This window comes from Kitasatospora sp. NPDC057542 (genome assembly GCF_042801945.1).
GTDB lineage: Bacteria > Actinomycetota > Actinomycetes > Streptomycetales > Streptomycetaceae > Kitasatospora.
The window spans coordinates 1-19,651 of the sequence record NZ_JBHVFE010000130.1 but is presented as its reverse complement, the minus strand read 5'-3'; the positions used below and the strand labels follow the sequence as shown (position 1 = coordinate 19,651).

Below are 19,651 nucleotides of genomic sequence, written 5' to 3'. Positions count from 1 at the left end.
GGGCTCCTCAGGGGAGCCCGCCCACCACCGGTGAGTCCGGAAAACGGCGTAGCCGGCCACGGAAACAGCGAAGCCGGCCCATCCGAGGATGAACCGGCTCACTGGAGGACCGGCATGCCGGTCTGCGCGTCAGCGCGAGACCTTACCGGCCTTGATGCACGAGGTGCAGACGTTGAGCCGCTTCGGCGTCCGCCCAATCACAGCGCGCACCGTCTGGATGTTGGGGTTCCAACGACGGGGGGTACGGCGGTGAGAGTGGGAGATGCTGTTGCCGAAGCCCGGCCCCTTGCCGCAGACGTCGCAGTTGGCAGCCACAGGAGTCACTCCAAGACTTCAGATCAGATACTTTCGAAAACCCCACTCACCCACCAGAACACTCACGTGAACCGGACCGGACAAGGGGGTGAGCCTGGACGGTTCCAGGCAACCGGAAGAGCATACAACGCTTGCTTCCGTCCCACGAAACTACCATGACCGGCCGAGTGATCGCTCCGGTCGCGGGGACGGACGGCCCTGCCCCGCCCCGATAACCTGCCGGTATCACCCCTTGCCGCAGGCCTGACTGTGCGCTGCCCCTCGGGCCACCGCGGCGTCCCATCCGGAGGAGACCTGGTGCTGCACACGCTCGACGCCCCGGCCGTGCGCACCTGGTGCCAGCTCGCGCTGCGCGCGCTCGGCCAGGCCCGCGAGGAGATCGACGCGCTCAACGTCTATCCCGTCCCGGACGGCGACACCGGCACCAACCTCTACCTGACCGTCGAGTCCGCCGCCGCCGAGGTGGAGAGCCGCTTCGCCGACCCCGCCGTCGACCCGGCCCCCGGGCTGGCCGACACGGTCCGGGCGATGGCCCGCGGCGCACTGGTCGGGGCCCGCGGCAACTCCGGGGTGATCCTCGCCCAGTGGCTGCGCGGCACCGCCGAGACGCTGGCCGAGGGAGGCGGCGCCGAACAGCTGCGGGCCGCCCTGCAACGGGCCGCCGACTCCGCGTACCAGGCCGTCGCGGAGCCCGTCGAGGGCACCCTGCTGACCGTCGCCCGGGTCGCCGCCCGGGAGGCCGTCCGGGCCGGGGACGGGCTCGCGCAGGTCGCCGACACCGCCTACCGGGCCGCCCGGGACGCGCTGCGGCACACCCCCGAGCAGCTCGCCGTGCTGGCCGAGAACGGGGTGGTGGACGCCGGCGGGCGCGGCCTGGTGGCCGTCCTCGGCGCGCTCGCCGACGCCGTCGCCGGACAGCAGCCGATGGGGCCGGTCGCGCTGCGCGGGGACGTCCGGGCCGTCGAGAGCTGTGAGACGCACCTGCGGCCGCCCGGCCCCGGCCACCCCGCCTTCGAGGTCATCTACCTGCTGGACGCCCCCGACGAGGCGCTGCCCGCGCTGCGCGAGCGGCTCGGCGGGCTCGGCGACTCACTGGTGATCGGCGGCGGCGACGGCCTGTGGAACGTGCACGTCCACGTGGACGACGCGGGCGCCGCCGTGGAGGCCGGGGTCGGGGCAGGGCGCCCGCACCAGATCCGGATCACCCACTTCGCCGAGGCCGCCGCCCGGGCCGGCACCACCGCCGAGCGCGGCGAGCGCGAGGAACGTGCCCGCGCGGTGCTCTCGGTGGTCTCCGGCGAGGGCCTGGCCGAACTCTGCGAGCAGGCCGGTGCCGTCGTCCTGCACGCCGACCCGGACCGCCCGCCGGCCAGCGCCGAACTCGCCTCGGCGGTGCGCCGCTCGGCCGCCCGCGAGGTCGTCCTGCTGCTCAACGACCCCGAACTGCGCGCCGCCGCCGGGGCCGCCGCCGACCAGCTGCGCGAGGAAGGGGTGCGGATCGCCGTCCTGCCCACCCGCTCGCCGGTGCAGGGCCTGGCGGCGCTGGCGGTGCACGAGGGCGGCCGCCGCTTCGACGAGGACGTGGTCGCCATGACCTCCGCCGCCGGGGCCACCCGGTACGCCGAACTGGCCGTCGCCGAGGGGGAGTCCTGGACGATGGCCGGGGTCTGCCAGGCCGGGGACGTGCTCGGGCTGATCGACGGTGACGTCGCGGTGATCGGCGCGGGGCTGGCCGAGGTCGGCGAGAGCGTGCTGGACCGGATGCTCGGGGCGGGCGGCGAACTGGTCACCCTGATCCTCGGCGAGGGCACCGACGAGGCGCTCGCCGAACGGCTGGTCTCCCACGTCCGGCACCGGCGGCCCGAGGTGGACGCGATGGTCTTCCACGGCGGACAGGAGCCGGCGCCGCTGCTCATCGGGGTGGAGTAGGGCCTGTTCGTCGGTGCCTTGGTGTAAACAGGGGCCTGATGGGCGCTCTCGATGAACCACTGACCAAGCTCGTCGGCGACCGCACCGCGAAGGTGCTCGCCGACAGCCTCAAGCTGCGCACGGTCGGGGACCTGCTGCACCACTACCCGCGCCGCTACGTGGAACGCGGCCAGCTCACCAGCCTGGACGAGCTGGAGATCGACGAGCACGTCACCGTGCTGGCCCGGATCGAGAAGGTCACCCTGATCCCGTTCCGCGGCCGCAAGGGCGACCGGCTGGAGGTCGTCGTCACCGACGGCCGCAGCCGGCTCTCGCTGGTCTTCTTCAACCAGGGCTGGCGGCAGAAGGAGCTCAAGCCCGGCGCCCAGGGCCTGTTCGCGGGCAAGGTCGGGGTCTTCAACCGGACCCGCCAGCTGGTCTCGCCGGACTACCAGCTGCTCGACGAGGACGCCGGGTCCGACGCCGCGCAGCAGTTCGCCGGCCGGCTCATCCCGGTGTACGGCGCCAGTGCGCAGATGCCCAGCTGGAAGCTGTCGATCTGCATCGAGACCGCGCTCACCAAGCACCTCGGCGACGTCGGCGAACCGCTGCCCGCCGAACTGCGCGAGCGGCACGACCTGATCCCGCTGCCCGAGGCACTGGAGCTGATCCACCGCCCGCGCGGCCACGCCGACCGCGAGCGCGCCCAGAGCCGGCTGCGCTGGGACGAGGCCTTCGTGCTCCAGGTCGCCCTCGCGCAGCGCCGGGCCGCCGACTCCGCCCTGCCCGCCAAGCCGCGCAGGGCCCGCGAGGGCGGTCTGCTGGACGCCTTCGACGCCCGGCTGCCGTTCACCCTCACCGAGGGCCAGCGATCAGTCTCCGCCGAGATCGCCGCCGACCTCGCCACCGAACACCCGATGCACCGGCTGCTCCAGGGCGAGGTCGGCTCCGGGAAGACCCTGGTCGCGCTGCGCGCCATGCTCGCCGTGGTGGACGCGGGCGGCCAGGCGGTGCTGCTGGCGCCCACCGAGGTGCTCGCCCAGCAGCACCACCGCTCGATCGTCGAGATGATGGGGGACCTCGCCGAGGGCGGAATGCTCGGAGGCTCCGACCTCGGCACCCGGGTGGTGCTGCTGACCGGCTCGATGGGCGTCGCCGCCCGTCGCCAGGCGCTGCTCGACATGGCCTGCGGGGACGCCGGGATCGCCATCGGCACCCACGCGCTGATCGAGGACAAGGTGCAGTTCCAGGACCTCGGCCTGGTCGTGGTGGACGAGCAGCACCGCTTCGGCGTCGAGCAGCGGGACGCGCTGCGCGCCAAGGGCGAGCAGCCGCCGCATCTGCTGGTGATGACCGCCACCCCGATCCCGCGCACCGTCGCGATGACGGTCTTCGGGGACCTGGAGACCTCCGTCCTGGACCAGCTGCCGGCCGGCCGCTCGCCGATCTCCACCCACGTCGTCCCGGCGCTGGAGAAGCCCAACTTCCTCACCCGGGCCTGGGAGCGGGTCCGCGAGGAGGTCGCCAAGGGCCACCAGGCGTACGTGGTCTGCCCCCGGATCGGGGACGAGGAGCCCGCCGCCGACCCGAAGAAGAAGCGGCGCAAGGCCGCCGAGGAGGACTTCGAGGAGGTCGCCGACGAAGGCGCCGCCAGCGACGAACGACGGCCCCCGCTCTCGGTGGTGGAGACGGCGGAGAAGCTGACGAAGGGCCCGCTGAGCGGCCTGCGGGTGGAGATCCTGCACGGTCGGCTCGCGCCGGAGGCCAAGGACGAGGTGATGCGCCGGTTCGCGGCCGGCGAGGTGGACGTGCTGGTCGCCACCACCGTGATCGAGGTCGGCGTCAACGTCCCCAACTCCACCGCGATGGTCATCATGGACGCCGACCGCTTCGGCGTCTCCCAGCTCCACCAGCTGCGCGGCCGGGTCGGTCGCGGCAGCGCGGCGGGCCTGTGCCTGCTGGTCAGCGAGATGCCCGGGGGCAGCGCCGCAAGGGCCCGGCTGGACGCGGTGGCGGGCACCCTGGACGGCTTCGAGCTGTCCCGGATCGACCTCGAACAGCGCCGTGAGGGCGACGTGCTGGGCCAGGCCCAGTCCGGGGTGAAGTCCTCGCTCAAGGTGCTCTCGGTACTGGAGGACGAGGAGGTCATCCTCACCGCCCGCACCGAGGCCACCCGGCTGGTCGCCGAGGACCCGGACCTGGCCGCCCACCCGGAGCTGCGCACCGCGCTGGAGAGCCTGCTCGACGAGGACCGCGCGGCCTACATGGAGAAGGGCTGAGGGGTCCTCGGACGGACCGGATTGTCAGACCCCCGCGAGAGAATGAAGGTGTTCAGGGCGCACCCCCAAGGTGCGTACCTGGCACGACACTTGGGGGTCATGCCATGGCATTCCGTCATCTCAACGAGCTCCCGCTGGGCGACAAGGTCTTCCGGATCGAACTCGCCAGCGACGACGACCGCGAAGTCACCCTCACCCTGACCGGCTGGCGCGAGGGGGCGGCCGCCTCACCGCTCGCCTCGGGCAAGCTCCGCCTGCCGGTCGAGGACGTCGCCTCGCTGCGGATCGCGCTCAACCGCGCGCTGCGGGCGCTGGCGATCGTCGCCGACGTCTCCGAGCCCATCCCCGACCGCGACGTGCTGCGCGAGCTGTACCCCGGCCACGGCGCCCCCTGGGTGCCGCAGCACGAGGAGGAGCTGGTCCGGCGCTTCCACGACGGCGAGACCATCGCCCGGATCGCCGCCCGCTTCGGCCGCACGCCCGACTCCGTCCGGACCAAGCTGCGCGAGCTCGGGCACGACCCGCGCCGCCCCGAGTTCTGCCCGCCCGACGGCTGCCTGTCCTGGTCCCGCTACGCCTCGCCGGCCCTGCTCGGCGCGGGCGTCCCGGCCCAGTCGGCGGGCTCCGAGGCGAGCTGAGCACCGCGTGCCACAGTGCGGCCCGGCGGGATGCTCCTGCCGGGCCGCACCCGTTCGGCGTGAGCACGGTGCGGTGATCGGGATAGCGTGGTCGGGCAGCGACGAAAGGACCTCCCACCACCATGACCCGCGTGATCGCCGGGGCGGCCGGCGGCCGCCGACTGGCCGTACCGCCCGGCCGGGGCACCCGCCCGACCTCCGACAAGGCCCGTGAGGCGATGTTCTCCACCCTGGAGGCACTGCGCGGCACCCTGCACGGGACCCGGATGCTGGACCTGTTCGGCGGATCGGGCGCGGTCGGACTGGAGGCGCTGTCGCGCGGCGCCGAGCACGTCCTGCTGGTCGAGGCGGACAGCCAGGCGGCCCGGGTGATCCGGGAGAACGTCCGGGCGATCGGCCTGCCGGGGGCCGAGGTGCGGGCCGCCAAGGCGGAGAAGGTGATCGTCGGCCCGCCCCCGCAGAGCCCGTACGACCTGGTCTTCCTCGACCCGCCGTACGTGGTGACGGACGAGGAGGTCCGCGAGATGCTGATCACACTCCTGGCCGGGGGCTGGCTCGCGGAGGACGTACTCGTCACCGTGGAGCGCAGCACCCGCGGCGGCAGGTTCGACTGGCCCGAGGGCTTCGAGGAGCTGCGCTCCCGCCGCTACGGCGAGGGCACGCTCTGGTACGGTCGCGCCGCCGCGGCCGGTGAGCAGGAGTAACAGGCCGCGGCCCGCAGCAGCCGTCACCCCACGAGGGAGCACACACGCCATGCGTCGAGCCGTCTGTCCCGGTTCGTTCGACCCGATCCACAACGGCCACCTCGACATCATCGAGCGCGCCTCGAAGCTGTACGACGTGGTGCACGTCGCGGTCCTGGTGAACCCGAACAAGCAGGGCATGTTCAGCATCGCGGAGCGGATCGGCCTGATCGAGGAGGTCACCGCGGAGTTCGGCAACGTGGTGGTCGAGTCGCACCAGGGCCTGCTGGTGGACTACTGCCGCGAGCGCGGCATCCCGGCGATCGTCAAGGGCCTGCGCGCGGTCAGCGACTTCGACTACGAACTGCAGATGGCGCACATGAACAACGGCCTGACCGGGGTGGAGACGCTGTTCCTGCCGACCTCGCCGACGTACAGCTTCCTCTCCTCGACGCTGGCCAAGGAGGTCGCCTCGTACGGTGGCGACGTCTCGCACCTGCTGCCCGCGACGGTGCACCGCCGGCTGGTCGAGCGGATCGCGGAGCGCAAGGCCGCGCAGTAGTCCGCTGCCTGTCCGTTTCTGCCGGTTCGTCACAGATTGTCCTGCGGGCGGAAGACCGGTTCGGCTCAGGCGTTGTGACCCCGCCCGGCCGTGGCCGTACAGTCTGTATTCCTGCCCTGCGGTGAGGTCCACCGCGTCGGGCCTGCCTCCGCCGGACCGTCGGCGGCACACGGAAAGACGAAGCCCCGTGGACGTGCAGAACAAGGTCGACGAGATCGTGGCGGCGGTCGAGAACGCCCGCTCGATGCCGATGTCGGCCTCCTGCGTGGTGAACCGGGCCGAGCTGATCGGCCTGCTCAACGACCTCAAGTCGGCCCTGCCCGCCGAACTCGCCCACGCCCAGTCGGTGATGGCCGACCACGAGCAGGTGGTGGCGGGTGCCCAGGCCGAGGCCGAGCGGATCATCCAGGGCGCGCACGCCGAGCGCGGCTCGCTGATCTCGGACACCGAGGTGGTCCGCCAGGCCCAGGCCCAGGCCGACCGGATCCTCGCCGAGGCGCGCGCCGAGGTCGACGCCAAGCGGGCCGAGGCCGACGACTACGTGGACAGCAAGCTCGCCAACTTCGAGGTCGTGCTCACCAAGACGCTCGGCGCGGTCGGCCGCGGCCGCACCAAGCTGCGCGGCGACTCCAGCGTCTTCGAGACCGAGTCCGAGGGCGAGAGCGACGGCGAGGAGTTCCGCCCGCAGCGGATCAGCCCGAGCCCCGAGGTGGACGAGTACGTCGATGTGAAGCTCGCCACCCTGGAGAACGTGCTCGGCGCCACCCTGGAGGCGGTCGGCAAGGGCCGGGACAAGCTGCTCGGCAAGCGCCCCATCGACGAGCTCGGCGCCTACCTGGCCGCCGCCGACCAGGCCCAGCAGGCCAAGGAGCGGGCCGAGGCGGTGGCGGCGGGCTTCGCCCAGGACGCCGAGGGCGAGGACATCGCCTGGTACCGCGAGGACGTCCCGCAGCAGCAGACCTGGCCGGAGCAGACCCCGGCCGCGGCCGGCTGGCAGGCCCCCGGCACCGACCAGTACGCGGCCGCCCAGCAGCCGGCCGGGCAGTACGCGGAGGTGTACGGCGGCGGCTACGACCCGGCCGGCCAGGGTGATCCGTACAACACCCAGTGGGGCCAGGGCGGCTACGGGCAGCAGGGCTACCCGGAGCAGCAGCAGGGGGGCTACGGCCATCCCCAGCAGCAGCCGGGCTACGTCGCGCAGTCGTACGACGGCTACACCTACCCCCAGCCGCCGGCCGCCCCGCCGGCCGTGCCACACCCGCAGCAGGGCCAGGGCCAGGGCCAGGGGCAGGGCCAGGGCCTGGACGAGACCAGCTTCTTCGACACCAGCATGATCGACATGACCAGGCTGCGGGAGCTCGGCGGCCGCTGAGCGGACCGTGCGGGAGTCTCCTGACGGGACCGAAGTTGGGCCTGGCGGGAGACTCCGGTAGTCTGACCACTCCGGCCTCTCCATGTCCGGCTGTCGGCTTGCCCGCGCAACGCCGACCGGACGGAGACGCAATCGAAGATTCCCCATGGAAGTCAGGACACCGTGAACCGCCTCGACCACCGCGACCCCCTCGTGTTCGACACGCACGAGCTCGGTCGTCGCCCGGGCTCGATGCGCAAGGTGAGCCGGACCCTGGAGGCCCCCGAGGGCTTCGGGATCATCGACGTGATCGGCGTGCCGGAGAAGAGCCCGATCGATCTGGAGCTCCGCCTGGAGTCCGTGGTCGAGGGCGTGCTGGTCACCGGCACCGCCGAGACCCACGTCGAGGGCGAGTGCGTCCGGTGCCTGGAGCCCGTCGAGTTCGACGTCGACGTGGACTTCCAGGAGCTGTACTACTACCCGGAGTCCGACGAGCGTCATCGCGCCCGGACCGCCGGGGCCGAGGACCTCGACGAGGACTCGGAAGAAGAGACTTACCGTCTGGAGGGCGACTTCTTCGACCTCCAGCCGGTGCTGCGTGACGCGGTGGTGCTCGCACTGCCGCTGCAGCCGGTGTGCCAGGAAGACTGCCTGGGCCTGTGCTCCGAGTGCGGAGCGCGCCTGAGCGACGACCCGGCGCACCACCACGATGCCGCCGACCCCCGGTGGGCGGCTCTGCAGGGACTCTCCGCCGCCCCCGGCGACGAGGGTGACGGATCTAAGAACAGCGACACCCGTGAGGGTCTCGCCGAGAACCAGGAGAAGTAGCCGTGGCTGTTCCGAAGCGGAAGATGTCGCGCAGCAACACGCGCCACCGCCGTTCCAACTGGAAGGCCGTTGCCCCGGCCCTCGTGGCGTGCGACCGCTGCCACGAGCCGAAGCTGGCGCACATCGCGTGCCCGAGCTGCGGCACGTACAACCGTCGCCAGGTCCTCTCGGTCTGATCGGCGGGGTGTACGGATCGATGTCGGACGGTAACTCCACCCGCAAGGCGTCCACCGCCCCGAAGGGTTCTTCGGGCGGCGGCAAGGCCGGCGGGCCGGCTTCGACCGAATACGACGTCCTGGAAGGGCGCCTCGGGTACACGCTTGAGCGCGCCCTTCTGGTACGTGCCCTGACCCACCGCTCGTACGCGTACGAGAACGGTGGGCTGCCCACCAACGAACGCCTGGAATTCCTCGGCGACTCGGTGCTGGGCCTGGTGGTGACCGACACCCTCTACCGCGTCCACCCGGACGTCCCGGAGGGCACGCTCGCCAAGCTGCGCGCCGCGGTGGTCAACTCCCGCGCGCTCGCGGACGTCGGCCGCGGCCTGGAGCTCGGCGCGTTCATCCGGCTCGGCAAGGGCGAGGAGGGCACCGGCGGCCGCGACAAGTCGTCGATCCTCGCCGACACCGTCGAGGCCGTGATCGGCGCCATCTACCTGGACCAGGGACTGGACGCGGCCACCGAGTTCGTCCACCGGCTGTTCGACCCGCTGATCGAGGAGTCCTCTCAGCTGGGTGCCGGCCTGGACTGGAAGACCAGCCTCCAGGAGCTCACCGCCTCGGTGGGCATCGGAGTGCCGGAGTACGTGGTCATGGAGTCCGGTCCGGACCACGAGAAGACCTTCACCGCGGCGGCCCGGGTGGCCGGCGAGGACTTCGGCAGTGGCGTCGGCCGCTCGAAGAAGGAAGCCGAGCAGAAGGCCGCCGAGAGCGCCTGGCGCGCGATCAAGGAGAAGTACGCCGACCGGCTGCCCGCCGGGGCGTGACATCGAAGTAGCCTTCACTCCTGCTGATCCGTACCGAGCAGGAGGCGTGTTCCCGTGCCCGAACTTCCCGAGGTCGAGGTCGTCCGCCGTGGTCTGGCCAACTGGGTGGCCGGGCGGACCGTCGCCGACGTCCAGGTGCTGCACCCGCGCGCGGTGCGCCGCCAGCTAGCCGGCGCGGCCGACTTCGCGGCCCGGCTGACCGGCACCACCCTCGGCACCGCGCAGCGGCGCGGCAAGTACCTGTGGGTGCCGCTGGCCGGTACCGGGGCAGGATTCTCGCTGATCGGCCACCTCGGGATGAGCGGCCAACTCCTCGTCCAGGACCCGTCCGTACCCGACGAGACGCACCTGCGGGTGCGGCTGTGCTTCGCCGACGGCGGGCGCGAACTGCGTTTCGTCGATCAGCGGACCTTCGGCGGCCTGGCGGTCGAGGAGGCCGAGGACGGGGACCCGGAGGGCACCCCGGTCTCCATCGCGCACATCGCCCGCGACCCGCTCGACCCGCGCTTCGACGACGCCGCCTTCGTGACCGCGCTGCGCGCCAGGCGGACCACGGTCAAGCGCGCCCTGCTCGACCAGACCCTGATCAGTGGCGTCGGCAACATCTACGCCGACGAGGCGCTGTGGCGCTCCGGGCTGCACTACGACCGCCCAACCGCGACGCTCACCCGCCCGAAGGCCCTGCTCCTGCTGGCCAACGCCCGGGACGTGATGACCTCGGCGCTCGCCGTCGGCGGCACCAGCTTCGACAGCCTCTACGTCAACGTGAACGGCGAGAGCGGCTACTTCTCCCGGGAGCTCGACGCCTACGGCCGCGAGCAGGAGCCCTGCCGCCGCTGCGGCACCCCGATCCGGCGGGCGGCCTGGATGAACCGCTCCAGCTACTTCTGCCCCCGCTGCCAGCGCGTGCCGCGCACCCGCAGCGGGGGCTGAGCCCGCACTACCTCCGGGTGAGTTCGGCCTCCTCCGAGGCCGCCTCCCCGGGCGCGCCGTGGGTGTCCTGGCCGAAGTAGGCGACCCCGACCGCGGCGACCACCGCGAGCAGGAAACCGATCACGCCGAGCCAGCCCAGGCCGGCCTTGGAGGAGTCGCCGAGCCAGAGCACGCCGACCGCGCCGGGCAGCACCGTCTCGCCGACCACCAGCGCGGCGGTCGCGCCGTTCACCGAGCCGATCTGGAGCGCCACGGTGTGGATGTACATCCCGCCGATGCCGCCGACCAGCACCGCGTAGAGCGCCGGGTCGGAGAGCAGCGATCCGAGGTCGAACGGCTCGATGCCGTTGAGGATGCGCACCCCGACGCCCAGGGCGCCGAAGCCGAGGCCGGAGAGCAGACCGGCGACGATCGCGCCGTTGGAGCCCATCCACCGCACCAGCAGGCTGCCGCCGACCAGCAGCACCGTGGTGATGATCAGCAGCCACCAGTGGAAGGACATCGCCGCGTGGTGGCCGCCCTCCGGTCCGGCCGAGACGGCCAGCAGCACCAGCGCCGAGCAGAGCACGGCGATCGAGGCCCATTCCAGCTGCTTGAGCCGGATGCCCAGCAGCTTGATGCTGAGCACCGCGGTGATCACCAGGTTGGCGCTGATGATGGTCTGGGAGAGGAACAGCGGCAGCAGCCGGGCGGCCAGCGCGCCGAGCCCGAAACCGATCAGGTCGAGCACCGTGCCGAGAATGAACTCCCAGGTGACGGCGGCCTTCGCGGTCGAGGACAGGCTCGGGCCGCCGTGCTCGGTGGTCGAGGTGGTGGCGCCCTTGGCCGCCTCCTCCCGGGCGGAGCGGCGGGATCCGACGGCCTGGAGGACCGAGCCGGTGCCGTAGCAGGCGGATGCCGCCACGGCAGTGACGAGGCCGATGATCACCGAGCGCTCCGATCGGGAGTTGGGTCAAGAACAGGTTGAGTAAAGAAAAGGCAATGGGACCGGTGGTCCGGGACCACTATGCCCGTTCGCACGGTACGGTCGGCACGCCCCCGCAGTGCCCCGAAACCGGGCCGGGCCCGCCGGAACGTACGTCCGGGAACCTCTCGCGGTTCCCACGCGGGCCCCGTTTCAGGGGTGACCGGGGGAAACATCATCCCCGAGGAGGGGAGCGGCCCCGGCGGTCGGCGGGGAGTCTTGTCGATACCAGTATGCGAAGGGTATGGCGTGCTCGGGGGCCGGTCACGGTAGCGTCGAGGGCATGAGAACCCTTGCACGACGTTCCCGGGGCGCCGGGCCGCTTGCCCTGGTGGCGGCGCTGCTCGGGCTGCTGCTCCTGCTGGCGCCGGCGGCCTCGGCCGCGGGCGGGCTGAGCGATGCCGCCGCCACCCTGAAGAAGGGCCAGGTCTACGTCGCCCCGGCCATGACCAGCCGCTTCAGCCAGTCCCAGGCGGACGCCCTGTCGAAGAAGATCGACAAGGCCGACAAGCCGATCTTCGTCGCGGTCATCCCCGACTCCGCGTACGCGAAGTCCACCCTCCAGGACCTCCGCACCCTGGTGGGCATCGACGGCGTCTACGCGGTCTGGCACGACGGCACGCTCGACGCCGGCGGCGACCGCGGCGCGATGGGCGCCGGTCAGCCGCAGCGCATCGCCGGCGCGGCCTCCCGCTCGAACGGCGGCGACATCGACGCCACCCTGAACTCCTTCGTCGACCAGGCCGCCCCGCAGACCAAGGGCACCGGGGTCAACCACAGCACCTCGATCGCCTGGGTGGTCATCCCGGTACTGCTGCTGGTGCTGGCCGGCGCCGGGGTCTTCTTCCTGTTCCGCCGCGCCAAGAAGCGCAAGGAGGAGCAGGCCCGGGCCGAGCTGGAGCAGCTGCGCCGGGTGGTGGACGAGGACATCACCGCCTTCGGTGAGGAACTGGACCGGCTCGACTTCAACCCGGGCGCGGCGGACGCCGACGAGGCCCAGCGCACCGACTACACCCACGCCCTGGACTCGTACGAGAAGTCCAAGCGGCTGATGGACGAGGCGAAGAAGCCCGAGGACGTCAAGCAGGTCACCGAGGCGATCGAGGACGGCCGGTTCGCGCTGGCCACCCTGAGCGCCCGGCGGGACAAGCGCCCGCTGCCCGAGCGCCGTCCCCCGTGCTTCATGGACCCGCGCCACGGCCCGTCCGTCAAGGACGTGGACTGGGCCCCGGCCGGCGGCTCCGCCCGTTCCGTGCCGGTCTGCCAGGCCGACGCGGACCGGGTGGCGGCCGGCCTCGACCCGGCCGTGCGCACCGTGGACACCGACCAGGGCCCGCAGCCGTACTGGAACGCCGGCCCGGCGTACGCCCCGTACGCGGGCGGCTACTACAGCAGCTTCGGCGGCGGTCTGCTGCCCGGCCTGCTGGTCGGCACCATGCTCGGCTCGATGATGAGCTCCCCGGCCTACGCGGCGGCGCCGATGATGGGCGGGGGCTACCAGGACCAGTACGAGGGCGGCGACTTCACCGGCGCCGACTTCAACCCGGCCGACTTCGGCGGCGGCGACTTCGGCGGTGGCGGCGATTTCGGCGGAGGGGACTTCGGCGGCGGGGACTGGTAACCCCCCCGAGCCGACGCCCACGTCAGCGGCCCCGCCGGTCCTCCGGCGGGGCCGCTCCCGTCCGGGTGCGCGGCGGCGTCCGCGGGGCGGGCCGGGCTGTGACCGGGTGCGCGGGCGGCTAGGGTCGGGGGCATGCACGGTCGCGATGCCCACAGTGAGGAACCGGTCCGGGTGACCGCCTGGGTCCGGGGGAAGGTCCAGGAAGTCGGGTTCCGCTGGTGGACCAGGGCGCGGGCGTTGGAGATCGGCCTGACCGGCTACGCGAGCAACCTCGGTGACGGCCGGGTGCAGGTGGTGGCCGAGGGGCTCGCGGCCGACTGCGAGCAGTTGCTGGCCCGGCTGCGCGGCCCGGGGACCCCGGGCCGCGTCAGCGGGGTCACCGAGATCTGGACGGCCGTCGGCCCTGGCTACGAGGGTTTCGAGATCCGCTGAGCCCGCCCCGACCCGGCCCTTCGGCGGCCCTTCGGCGGCCCGTCGGAGGTCTGCCGGAGGCCTGCCGCGCGGGCTTCCGGGAAAAGATCCGGAACAGTCGGTGTCACGAGGTTGCCATCCGGGCAGACTCGTGGTTGACTCCGCATCGAACGATGATCCACGAGCACGTGGTGGATCCGTCCCGAGGCCCCCAGGCGTGACGACACCGCCGGGCAGGTGACAGGGGGGCGGTAGCGTGCGGTGATCGTGTTGACCCGTACCGTCTTTGGTGAGACGCTGGAAGCCCGCGCACACGATCGCGTTTTCCCGGCAGGCGTATGCCCTCGTGAGCCCAGCTCACGGTGGTTGCGCCGTAGTGCCCAGCCAGCACTTCCGGTGGCGCGCCGCGCGTGCGTCCCCCTTCCCCCTAGACCTGTACCGTTCCGGTTCGGTCACTCAGCGTGGAGGACCATTCATCATGGCAAAGGCGCTTCTCGGGTACGTCGGCGGCCCCGACCCGCGAATGCTCTCCGAGATGCGGCGGCTTCAGCAGCGCGTCCAGGAGCTTGAAGCGGAGCTCCTTCGGATGCAGGCTGAGAACGACGCTCTGACCGCTGTCACCGGCGAGCACTCGCTGCTCAACAGCATCGATCTGGATCAGCGGGAGCCGGCTCTCACCTGAGTCCCGCCCGGTCCTCGCAGATCGACGCCGCTGTGCACTGAGCCGCCCCGAAAGGGACGCAGCTTGCAAGGGACGCCCGGATGTGGCGTCCCTTCGTCGTGTCCGACTCCGGATACAGTCGCACGCTGGGGCCCCTGGCGAGCGACGAGGAGACCGGCCGCGTGCACCTGAAGAGTCTGACGCTGCGCGGGTTCAAGTCCTTCGCCTCCAGCACCACCCTGCGCTTCGAGCCCGGCATCACCTGCGTCGTCGGCCCGAACGGCTCCGGCAAGTCGAACGTGGTCGACGCGCTGTCCTGGGTGATGGGCGAGCAGGGGGCCAAGTCGCTGCGCGGCGGCAAGATGGAGGACGTCATCTTCGCCGGGACCAGCGGGCGCGCCCCGCTCGGCCGTGCCGAGGTCAGCCTCACCATCGACAACAGCGACGGCGCCCTGCCGATCGACTACTCCGAGGTGACCATCACCCGGACCATGTTCCGCAACGGCGGCAGCGAGTACGCGCTCAACGGCGAGACCTGCCGCCTGCTGGACATCCAGGAGCTGCTCTCCGACTCCGGCATCGGCCGCGAGATGCACGTCATCGTCGGGCAGGGCCAGCTGGACTCCGTGCTGCACGCCGACCCGATGGGCCGGCGCGCCTTCATCGAGGAGGCGGCCGGCGTCCTCAAGCACCGCAAGCGCAAGGAGAAGGCGCTGCGCAAGCTGGACGCGATGCAGGCCAACCTCAACCGGGTCCAGGACCTGGTGGCCGAACTGCGCCGCCAGCTCGGACCGCTCGGCCGGCAGGCCCGGATCGCCCGCCGGGCCGCCGGCATCCAGGCGGACCTGCGCGACGCCCGGCTGCGGCTGCTCGCCGACGACCTGTGCACGCTCCGTCGGGCCGTCGAGGCCGAGGTCGCGGACGAGCTGGCGCTGCGGCTGCGCCGCACCACCGTCGAGCAGGAGCTGGCCGCCGCGGTGCAGCGCGAGCGCGTCCTGGAGGCGCAGGTCCAGCAGCTCGGTCCCGGTCTGGAGGCCGCCCGGCAGACCTGGTACCGGCTCTCCGCGCTCGCCGAGCGCACCCGCGGCACCATCGGGCTGGCCGAGGCCCGGGCCCGGCACGCCGTCGCCGGGGGCCGGGGCGAGGAACGGCGGGGGCGTGACCCGGAGGAGCTGGAACGGGAGGCCGAGCGGGTCCGCGAGGAGGAGGCCGCGCTGACCGAGGCGCTGGAGGAGGCCCGGTACGCGCTGGCCGAGGCGGTCGAGCGCAAGGACGGACTGGAACGGGAGCTGGCCGCGGAGGAGCGCCGGCTGCGGGACGCCGCCCGGGCCATCGCCGACCGTCGGGAGGGCCTGGCCCGGCTGCAGGGGCAGGCCGCCGCCGCCCGGTCCAGGGCCGCCGCGGCGCAGGCCGAGATCGGCCGGCTCACCGAGGCCAGGGACGAGGCGCTGCTGCGCGCCGAGGCCGCGCAGGGCGAGCTGGACGAACTCCAGCAGCAGGTGGACGGCCTGGCCGGGGACGACGCGCAGGGCGAGGCCCGGTACCGGCAGGCGCGCGAGGAGCTGGCCGCCGTCGAAGGGGAACTGGCCGCGGCGCGGGAGGTGGCCGGCGCCGCCGAGCGCGAGCGGGCCGGGCTGACCGCGCGGCACGAGGCGCTCTCCCTCGGGCTGCGCCGCAAGGACGGCACCGGCGCGCTGCTGGACGCGGGGGAGCGGTTGGGCGGGCTGCTCGGCCCGGCGGCCGCGCTGCTGCGGATCGAGGCCGGGTACGAGGTGCCGCTCGCCGCGGCGCTCGGTGCGGCGGCCGACGCGGTGGCCGTCGACTCGCCGTCCGCCGCTGCCGGGGCGCTGCGGCTGCTGCGGGCCGAGGACGCCGGCCGGGCCGCGCTGCTGATCGCCGGTGTCGCCGAAGTGGCGGATGCGGCTGGGGAGCTGCCGGTCGGGGCCCGCTGGGCGGCCGAGCTGGTGGACGGCCCGGCCGAGTTGCTCGGGGCGGTCCGGCGGCTGCTGGCCGGGGTGGCGGTGGTCGCGGACCTCGACCAGGCGCTGCGGCTGGTCGACGAGCACCCCGGACTCTGCGCCGTCACCGCCGACGGGGACCGGCTCGGCGTCGGCTTCGCCCAGGGCGGGTCCGGCGGTGCGCCGAGCCTGCTGGAGACCCAGGCGGCGGTGGACGAGGCGGCCCGGGCGATCCGAGAACTCACCGCGCGCTGCGCCGAGTCGGCCGAGCGGCTGGCGGAACTCACCGGGCGGCGGCGGGAGTCGGCCGCCGAGGTGGAGCAACTGGCCGAGCGGCGGCGGCAGGCGGAGAAGGAGCGGGCCCAGGTCGCCGGGGCACTCGGCCGACTCGGCGGGCAGGCCCGCGCTGCCGCCGGGGAAGCCGAGCGCCTGTCGGCCGCCGCTGCGCGGGCCGAGCAGGGGCTGACCGAACTCCTCGACACTGCCGAGGAGTTGGCGGAGCGCCTGGCCGCCGCCGAGGAGTCGGCCGAGGCGGGGGAGGACGAGCCGGACGCCGCCGAGCAGCAGCGACTGGCCGAGGCCGCGAGTGCCGCCCGGCAGGCCGAACTGGAGGCCCGGCTCGCGGTGCGCACCCACGAGGAGCGGGTCCGCGCCCTGGCCGGCCGGGCCGACCAGCTGGACCGGGCCGCCCGCGCCGAGCGCGAGGCGCGCGCCCGGGCCGCCGAGCGCCGCCGGCGCGCCGAGCACGACGCCTCGGTGGCGAACGCCGTCGCGGCGGGCGCCCGGCAGTTGCTGGCCTGCCTGGAGGTGTCGCTGGCCCGCGCGGACGCCGGGCGGGCGGCGGTCGAGCAGGCGCGCGCCGAGCGCGAGCAGGAGCTGCGCGAGCACCGCGAGCACGGCCGTGGCCTCAAGGAGGAGCTGGACAAGCTGGTCGACGCCGGGCACCGGGACGAGGTGCTGCGCGCCGAGAAGCGGCTGCGGATCGAGCAGCTGGAGGCCCGGGCGCTGGAGGAGTTCGGCATCGACGGCGGCGAGCTGCTCGCCTCGTACGGACCGGACCAGCCTGTCCCGCCCCCGACGCCCGAGGACGGGACGGAGCCGGGGGACCCGCACCCGTACGTCCGGGCGGAGCAGGAGAAGCGGCTGCGGGCGGCCGAGAAGGCGTACCAGCAGCTCGGCAAGGTCAACCCGCTGGCGCTGGAGGAGTTCGCCGCGCTGGAGGAGCGCCACCGCTTCCTCGGCGAGCAGCTGGACGACCTCAAGCGCAGCCGGCGCGACCTGCTGGACATCGTCCGGGACGTGGACCAGCGGGTCGAGCAGCTGTTCACCTCGGCGTACCACGACACCGCCGCCCAGTTCGAGGGCGTCTTCGCCCGGCTCTTCCCGGGCGGGGAGGGCCGGCTGGTGCTGACCGACCCGGACGACATGCTGGCCACCGGGGTCGAGGTGGAGGCCCGCCCGCCGGGCAAGAAGGTCAAGCGGCTGTCACTGCTGTCCGGCGGCGAGCGCTCGCTGACCGCGGTGGCGCTGCTGGTGGCGATCTTCAAGGCCCGGCCCAGTCCGTTCTACGTGATGGACGAGGTGGAGGCGGCGCTGGACGAGACCAACCTGCGGCGGCTGATCGGGATCATGGAGGAGCTGCGGGAGAGCTCCCAGCTGATCGTCATCACCCATCAGAAGCTCACCATGGAGTCGGCCGACGCGCTGTACGGGGTGACTATGAAGGGGGACGGCATTTCGCAGGTGATCAGCCAGCGGCTGCGCGTGGGGGCACCTCCCGGCCGCCAGGCCGGGGGACAGCACCGGGAGCGCAGATCGCGTGCGGTGCCACCTCGGAAGCGAGAGGAGGCGAGTGCCTCCGGGCCGACGGGGCACTGACCCGACAGCCTGAGCCGGGGTAGCTGCCCTCGGCGGGGCCGATCCCGGATACTGGAGCGGTTGTGACTCCTCCCCCTCGTGTGAGGGGGCTTCTCACTCAGCCGTCGGACAACCTCGTGACGGCCAAGCCCTGACCGGTGCCGGACGGCACAGCGGCCAGCGTAGGGGAGGCGGGGACGCTCGTGCGTCGGTGACCGAAGGATCACTCTATCGAGGGACCCAACGAAGGAGATTTATGTGGAATACGTGATCCTCGCCGTAGTCATCGCCGTGGTCGCCATCGTCGCGATCGCAGGCCTCGTCGTTTCCGGCAGACGACGCCGGCAGCTGCCCCCGAAGTCGCAGGCGCCGGTCATCACGGCGCCGAAGCCCACCCCGCAGGAGCCCCAGGTCGGCGAGGAGGCCGCGCCGCCGACCGAGGCGCCCCGCCGCACCGTCGAGGAGGTGGAACTCCCGGCGGAGGTCGAGGCCCCCGAGGCCCCCGAGGCCGTCGAGGTCGCGCCCGCCGAGGCCGAGGCGGCGCCCGCCGTCGAGGTCCCCGAGCCCACCGCGGGCCGGCTGGTCCGGCTGCGCTCGCGGCTCTCCCGCTCGCAGAACTCGCTCGGCAAGGGCCTGCTCTCGCTGCTCTCCCGGGAGCACCTGGACGAGGACACCTGGGAGGAGATCGAGGACACGCTGCTCACCGCCGACGTCGGCGTCGCCCCGACCCAGGAGCTGGTCGAGCGGCTGCGCACCCGGGTGAAGGTGCTCGGCACCCGTACGCCCGAGGAGCTGCGCGCGCTGCTGCGCGAGGAGCTGGTCGAGCTGATCGGCAAGGACGCCGACCGCACCGTCCGCTCCACCAGGCACGAGGAGGGCCCGGCGGTGGTCCTGGTGGTCGGTGTCAACGGCGTCGGCAAGACCACCACCACCGGCAAGCTGGCCCGGGTCCTGGTCGCCGACGGCCGCACCGTGGTGCTCGGCGCCGCCGACACCTTCCGCGCCGCCGCCGCCGACCAGCTCCAGACCTGGGGCGAGCGGGTGGGGGCGCGCACCGTGCGCGGCCCGGAGGGCGGGGACCCGGCCTCGATCGCCTTCGACGCGGTCAAGGAGGGCATCGCCGAGGGCGCGGACACCGTGCTGATCGACACCGCCGGCCGCCTGCACACCAAGACCGGCCTGATGGACGAGCTGGGCAAGGTCAAGCGGGTCGTCGAGAAGCACGGCCCGGTGGACGAGGTGCTGCTGGTGCTGGACGCCACCACCGGCCAGAACGGCCTGATCCAGGCCCGGGTGTTCGCCGAGGTGGTCGACATCACCGGCATCGTGCTGACCAAGCTGGACGGCACCGCCAAGGGCGGCATCGTGGTCGCGGTCCAGCGCGACCTGGGCGTGCCGGTCAAGCTGATCGGCCTGGGCGAGGGCGCGGACGACCTGGCTCCGTTCGAGCCGGGGGCGTTCGTGGACGCGCTGATCGGGGACTGAGGCTCCCCGCGTACGACGAGCGTACGAAGGTACTACGAAGGCCGTGCGAAGGCCGCGCGAAGGGCCCGCTCCCTCCCGGGGGCGGGCCCTCTCGCGTGCCCGGACGCCCGGGCCGGTGGGATGCTCCTATGGACGTCAAGCCGCAGGAGCAAGGTCGGTTTGAGTGATGTGTCGGGTTGTCGGTGTGCTGGTCAGGGCGCGGTAGATCTCGC

At 73.0% G+C, this 19,651-nt stretch carries 17 protein-coding genes; 15 read left to right on the top strand and 2 right to left on the bottom strand.

Annotated elements, in window-relative coordinates:
• Positions 1 to 129: 129 nt before the first annotated feature.
• A complete protein-coding gene (rpmB, locus tag ACFU7Y_RS18535; protein ID WP_014138233.1) occupies positions 130 to 315 on the bottom strand; it encodes a 50S ribosomal protein L28 in 186 nt (61 codons plus the stop codon).
• A gap of 297 nt (positions 316 to 612) precedes the next feature.
• On the opposite strand from rpmB, the gene ACFU7Y_RS18530 reads away from it, so the two are divergent.
• The 10 genes from ACFU7Y_RS18530 to mutM all read left to right on the top strand — a co-directional run bounded on the left by ACFU7Y_RS18530 (position 613) and on the right by mutM (position 10,482).
• Positions 613 to 2,244, top strand: coding sequence for a DAK2 domain-containing protein (locus tag ACFU7Y_RS18530; protein WP_380768820.1), 1,632 nt, complete (start codon positions 613 to 615; stop codon positions 2,242 to 2,244).
• Positions 2,245 to 2,282: 38 nt separating this feature from the next.
• On the top strand, positions 2,283 to 4,502 hold the full coding sequence (gene recG, locus ACFU7Y_RS18525; RefSeq protein WP_224278599.1) for an ATP-dependent DNA helicase RecG: 2,220 nt from the start codon (positions 2,283 to 2,285) through the stop codon (positions 4,500 to 4,502).
• Positions 4,503 to 4,606: 104 nt separating this feature from the next.
• Positions 4,607 to 5,140, top strand: coding sequence for a hypothetical protein (locus ACFU7Y_RS18520; protein ID WP_224278597.1), 534 nt, complete (start codon positions 4,607 to 4,609; stop codon positions 5,138 to 5,140).
• 122 nt (positions 5,141 to 5,262) lie between these two features.
• Positions 5,263 to 5,844 carry a 16S rRNA (guanine(966)-N(2))-methyltransferase RsmD gene (gene rsmD / locus ACFU7Y_RS18515; RefSeq protein WP_224278595.1) on the top strand — a complete coding sequence of 194 codons (582 nt, stop codon included), beginning with the start codon at positions 5,263 to 5,265 and terminating at the stop codon, positions 5,842 to 5,844.
• A 49-nt stretch (positions 5,845 to 5,893) separates the two neighbouring features.
• Positions 5,894 to 6,385, top strand: coding sequence for a pantetheine-phosphate adenylyltransferase (coaD, locus tag ACFU7Y_RS18510; protein ID WP_224278593.1), 492 nt, complete (start codon positions 5,894 to 5,896; stop codon positions 6,383 to 6,385).
• Between the two features lie 187 nt (positions 6,386 to 6,572).
• Entirely contained in the window at positions 6,573 to 7,757 is a 1,185-nt protein-coding gene (locus tag ACFU7Y_RS18505; RefSeq protein ID WP_380768818.1) for an ATP synthase F0 subunit B, read from the top strand.
• A gap of 162 nt (positions 7,758 to 7,919) precedes the next feature.
• Positions 7,920 to 8,564 carry a DUF177 domain-containing protein gene (locus tag ACFU7Y_RS18500; RefSeq protein WP_224278589.1) on the top strand — a complete coding sequence of 215 codons (645 nt, stop codon included), beginning with the start codon at positions 7,920 to 7,922 and terminating at the stop codon, positions 8,562 to 8,564.
• Positions 8,565 to 8,566: 2 nt separating this feature from the next.
• Positions 8,567 to 8,740 (top strand): 50S ribosomal protein L32, encoded by a 174-nt coding sequence (rpmF, locus tag ACFU7Y_RS18495; RefSeq protein ID WP_030275709.1) that lies wholly within the window; start codon positions 8,567 to 8,569, stop codon positions 8,738 to 8,740.
• Between the two features lie 20 nt (positions 8,741 to 8,760).
• Positions 8,761 to 9,549 carry a ribonuclease III gene (gene rnc / locus ACFU7Y_RS18490; protein WP_224278587.1) on the top strand — a complete coding sequence of 263 codons (789 nt, stop codon included), beginning with the start codon at positions 8,761 to 8,763 and terminating at the stop codon, positions 9,547 to 9,549.
• A 54-nt stretch (positions 9,550 to 9,603) separates the two neighbouring features.
• Positions 9,604 to 10,482: a bifunctional DNA-formamidopyrimidine glycosylase/DNA-(apurinic or apyrimidinic site) lyase gene (gene mutM / locus ACFU7Y_RS18485; protein WP_224278585.1), complete on the top strand. Its 879-nt coding sequence runs from the start codon at positions 9,604 to 9,606 to the stop codon at positions 10,480 to 10,482.
• A gap of 7 nt (positions 10,483 to 10,489) precedes the next feature.
• Here the strand turns inward: mutM and ACFU7Y_RS18480 are convergent, their stop codons facing one another.
• A complete protein-coding gene (locus ACFU7Y_RS18480) occupies positions 10,490 to 11,410 on the bottom strand; it encodes a hypothetical protein (protein ID WP_224278583.1) in 921 nt (306 codons plus the stop codon).
• A 319-nt stretch (positions 11,411 to 11,729) separates the two neighbouring features.
• On the opposite strand from ACFU7Y_RS18480, the gene ACFU7Y_RS18475 reads away from it, so the two are divergent.
• From ACFU7Y_RS18475 to ftsY, 5 genes are all read left to right on the top strand, one after another.
• A complete protein-coding gene (locus ACFU7Y_RS18475) occupies positions 11,730 to 13,067 on the top strand; it encodes a hypothetical protein (RefSeq protein ID WP_380768816.1) in 1,338 nt (445 codons plus the stop codon).
• A 132-nt stretch (positions 13,068 to 13,199) separates the two neighbouring features.
• Complete coding sequence (locus tag ACFU7Y_RS18470) at positions 13,200 to 13,499, top strand: acylphosphatase (RefSeq protein WP_224278579.1); 300 nt, start codon at positions 13,200 to 13,202, stop codon at positions 13,497 to 13,499.
• Positions 13,500 to 13,956: 457 nt separating this feature from the next.
• A complete protein-coding gene (locus ACFU7Y_RS18465; protein WP_224278577.1) occupies positions 13,957 to 14,160 on the top strand; it encodes a hypothetical protein in 204 nt (67 codons plus the stop codon).
• Between the two features lie 161 nt (positions 14,161 to 14,321).
• Entirely contained in the window at positions 14,322 to 17,975 is a 3,654-nt protein-coding gene (gene smc, locus ACFU7Y_RS18460) for a chromosome segregation protein SMC (protein ID WP_380768815.1), read from the top strand.
• Between the two features lie 237 nt (positions 17,976 to 18,212).
• Positions 18,213 to 19,439, top strand: coding sequence for a signal recognition particle-docking protein FtsY (ftsY, locus tag ACFU7Y_RS18455; RefSeq protein ID WP_224285064.1), 1,227 nt, complete (start codon positions 18,213 to 18,215; stop codon positions 19,437 to 19,439).
• The last annotated feature ends 212 nt before the right edge of the window (positions 19,440 to 19,651 follow it).

Excerpts from the sequence above, each read along its gene's own strand:
- ACFU7Y_RS18470 (WP_224278579.1), top strand. The coding sequence starts at position 13,200 with ATGCACGGTCGCGATGCCCACAGTGAGGAACCGGTCCGGGTGACCGCC.
- rnc (WP_224278587.1), top strand. The coding sequence starts at position 8,761 with ATGTCGGACGGTAACTCCACCCGCAAGGCGTCCACCGCCCCGAAGGGT.
- coaD (WP_224278593.1), top strand. The coding sequence starts at position 5,894 with ATGCGTCGAGCCGTCTGTCCCGGTTCGTTCGACCCGATCCACAACGGC.
- ACFU7Y_RS18475 (WP_380768816.1), top strand. The coding sequence starts at position 11,730 with ATGAGAACCCTTGCACGACGTTCCCGGGGCGCCGGGCCGCTTGCCCTG.
- rsmD (WP_224278595.1), top strand. The coding sequence starts at position 5,263 with ATGACCCGCGTGATCGCCGGGGCGGCCGGCGGCCGCCGACTGGCCGTA.
- ACFU7Y_RS18520 (WP_224278597.1), top strand. The coding sequence starts at position 4,607 with ATGGCATTCCGTCATCTCAACGAGCTCCCGCTGGGCGACAAGGTCTTC.
- recG (WP_224278599.1), top strand. The coding sequence starts at position 2,283 with ATGGGCGCTCTCGATGAACCACTGACCAAGCTCGTCGGCGACCGCACC.
- ACFU7Y_RS18465 (WP_224278577.1), top strand. The coding sequence starts at position 13,957 with ATGGCAAAGGCGCTTCTCGGGTACGTCGGCGGCCCCGACCCGCGAATG.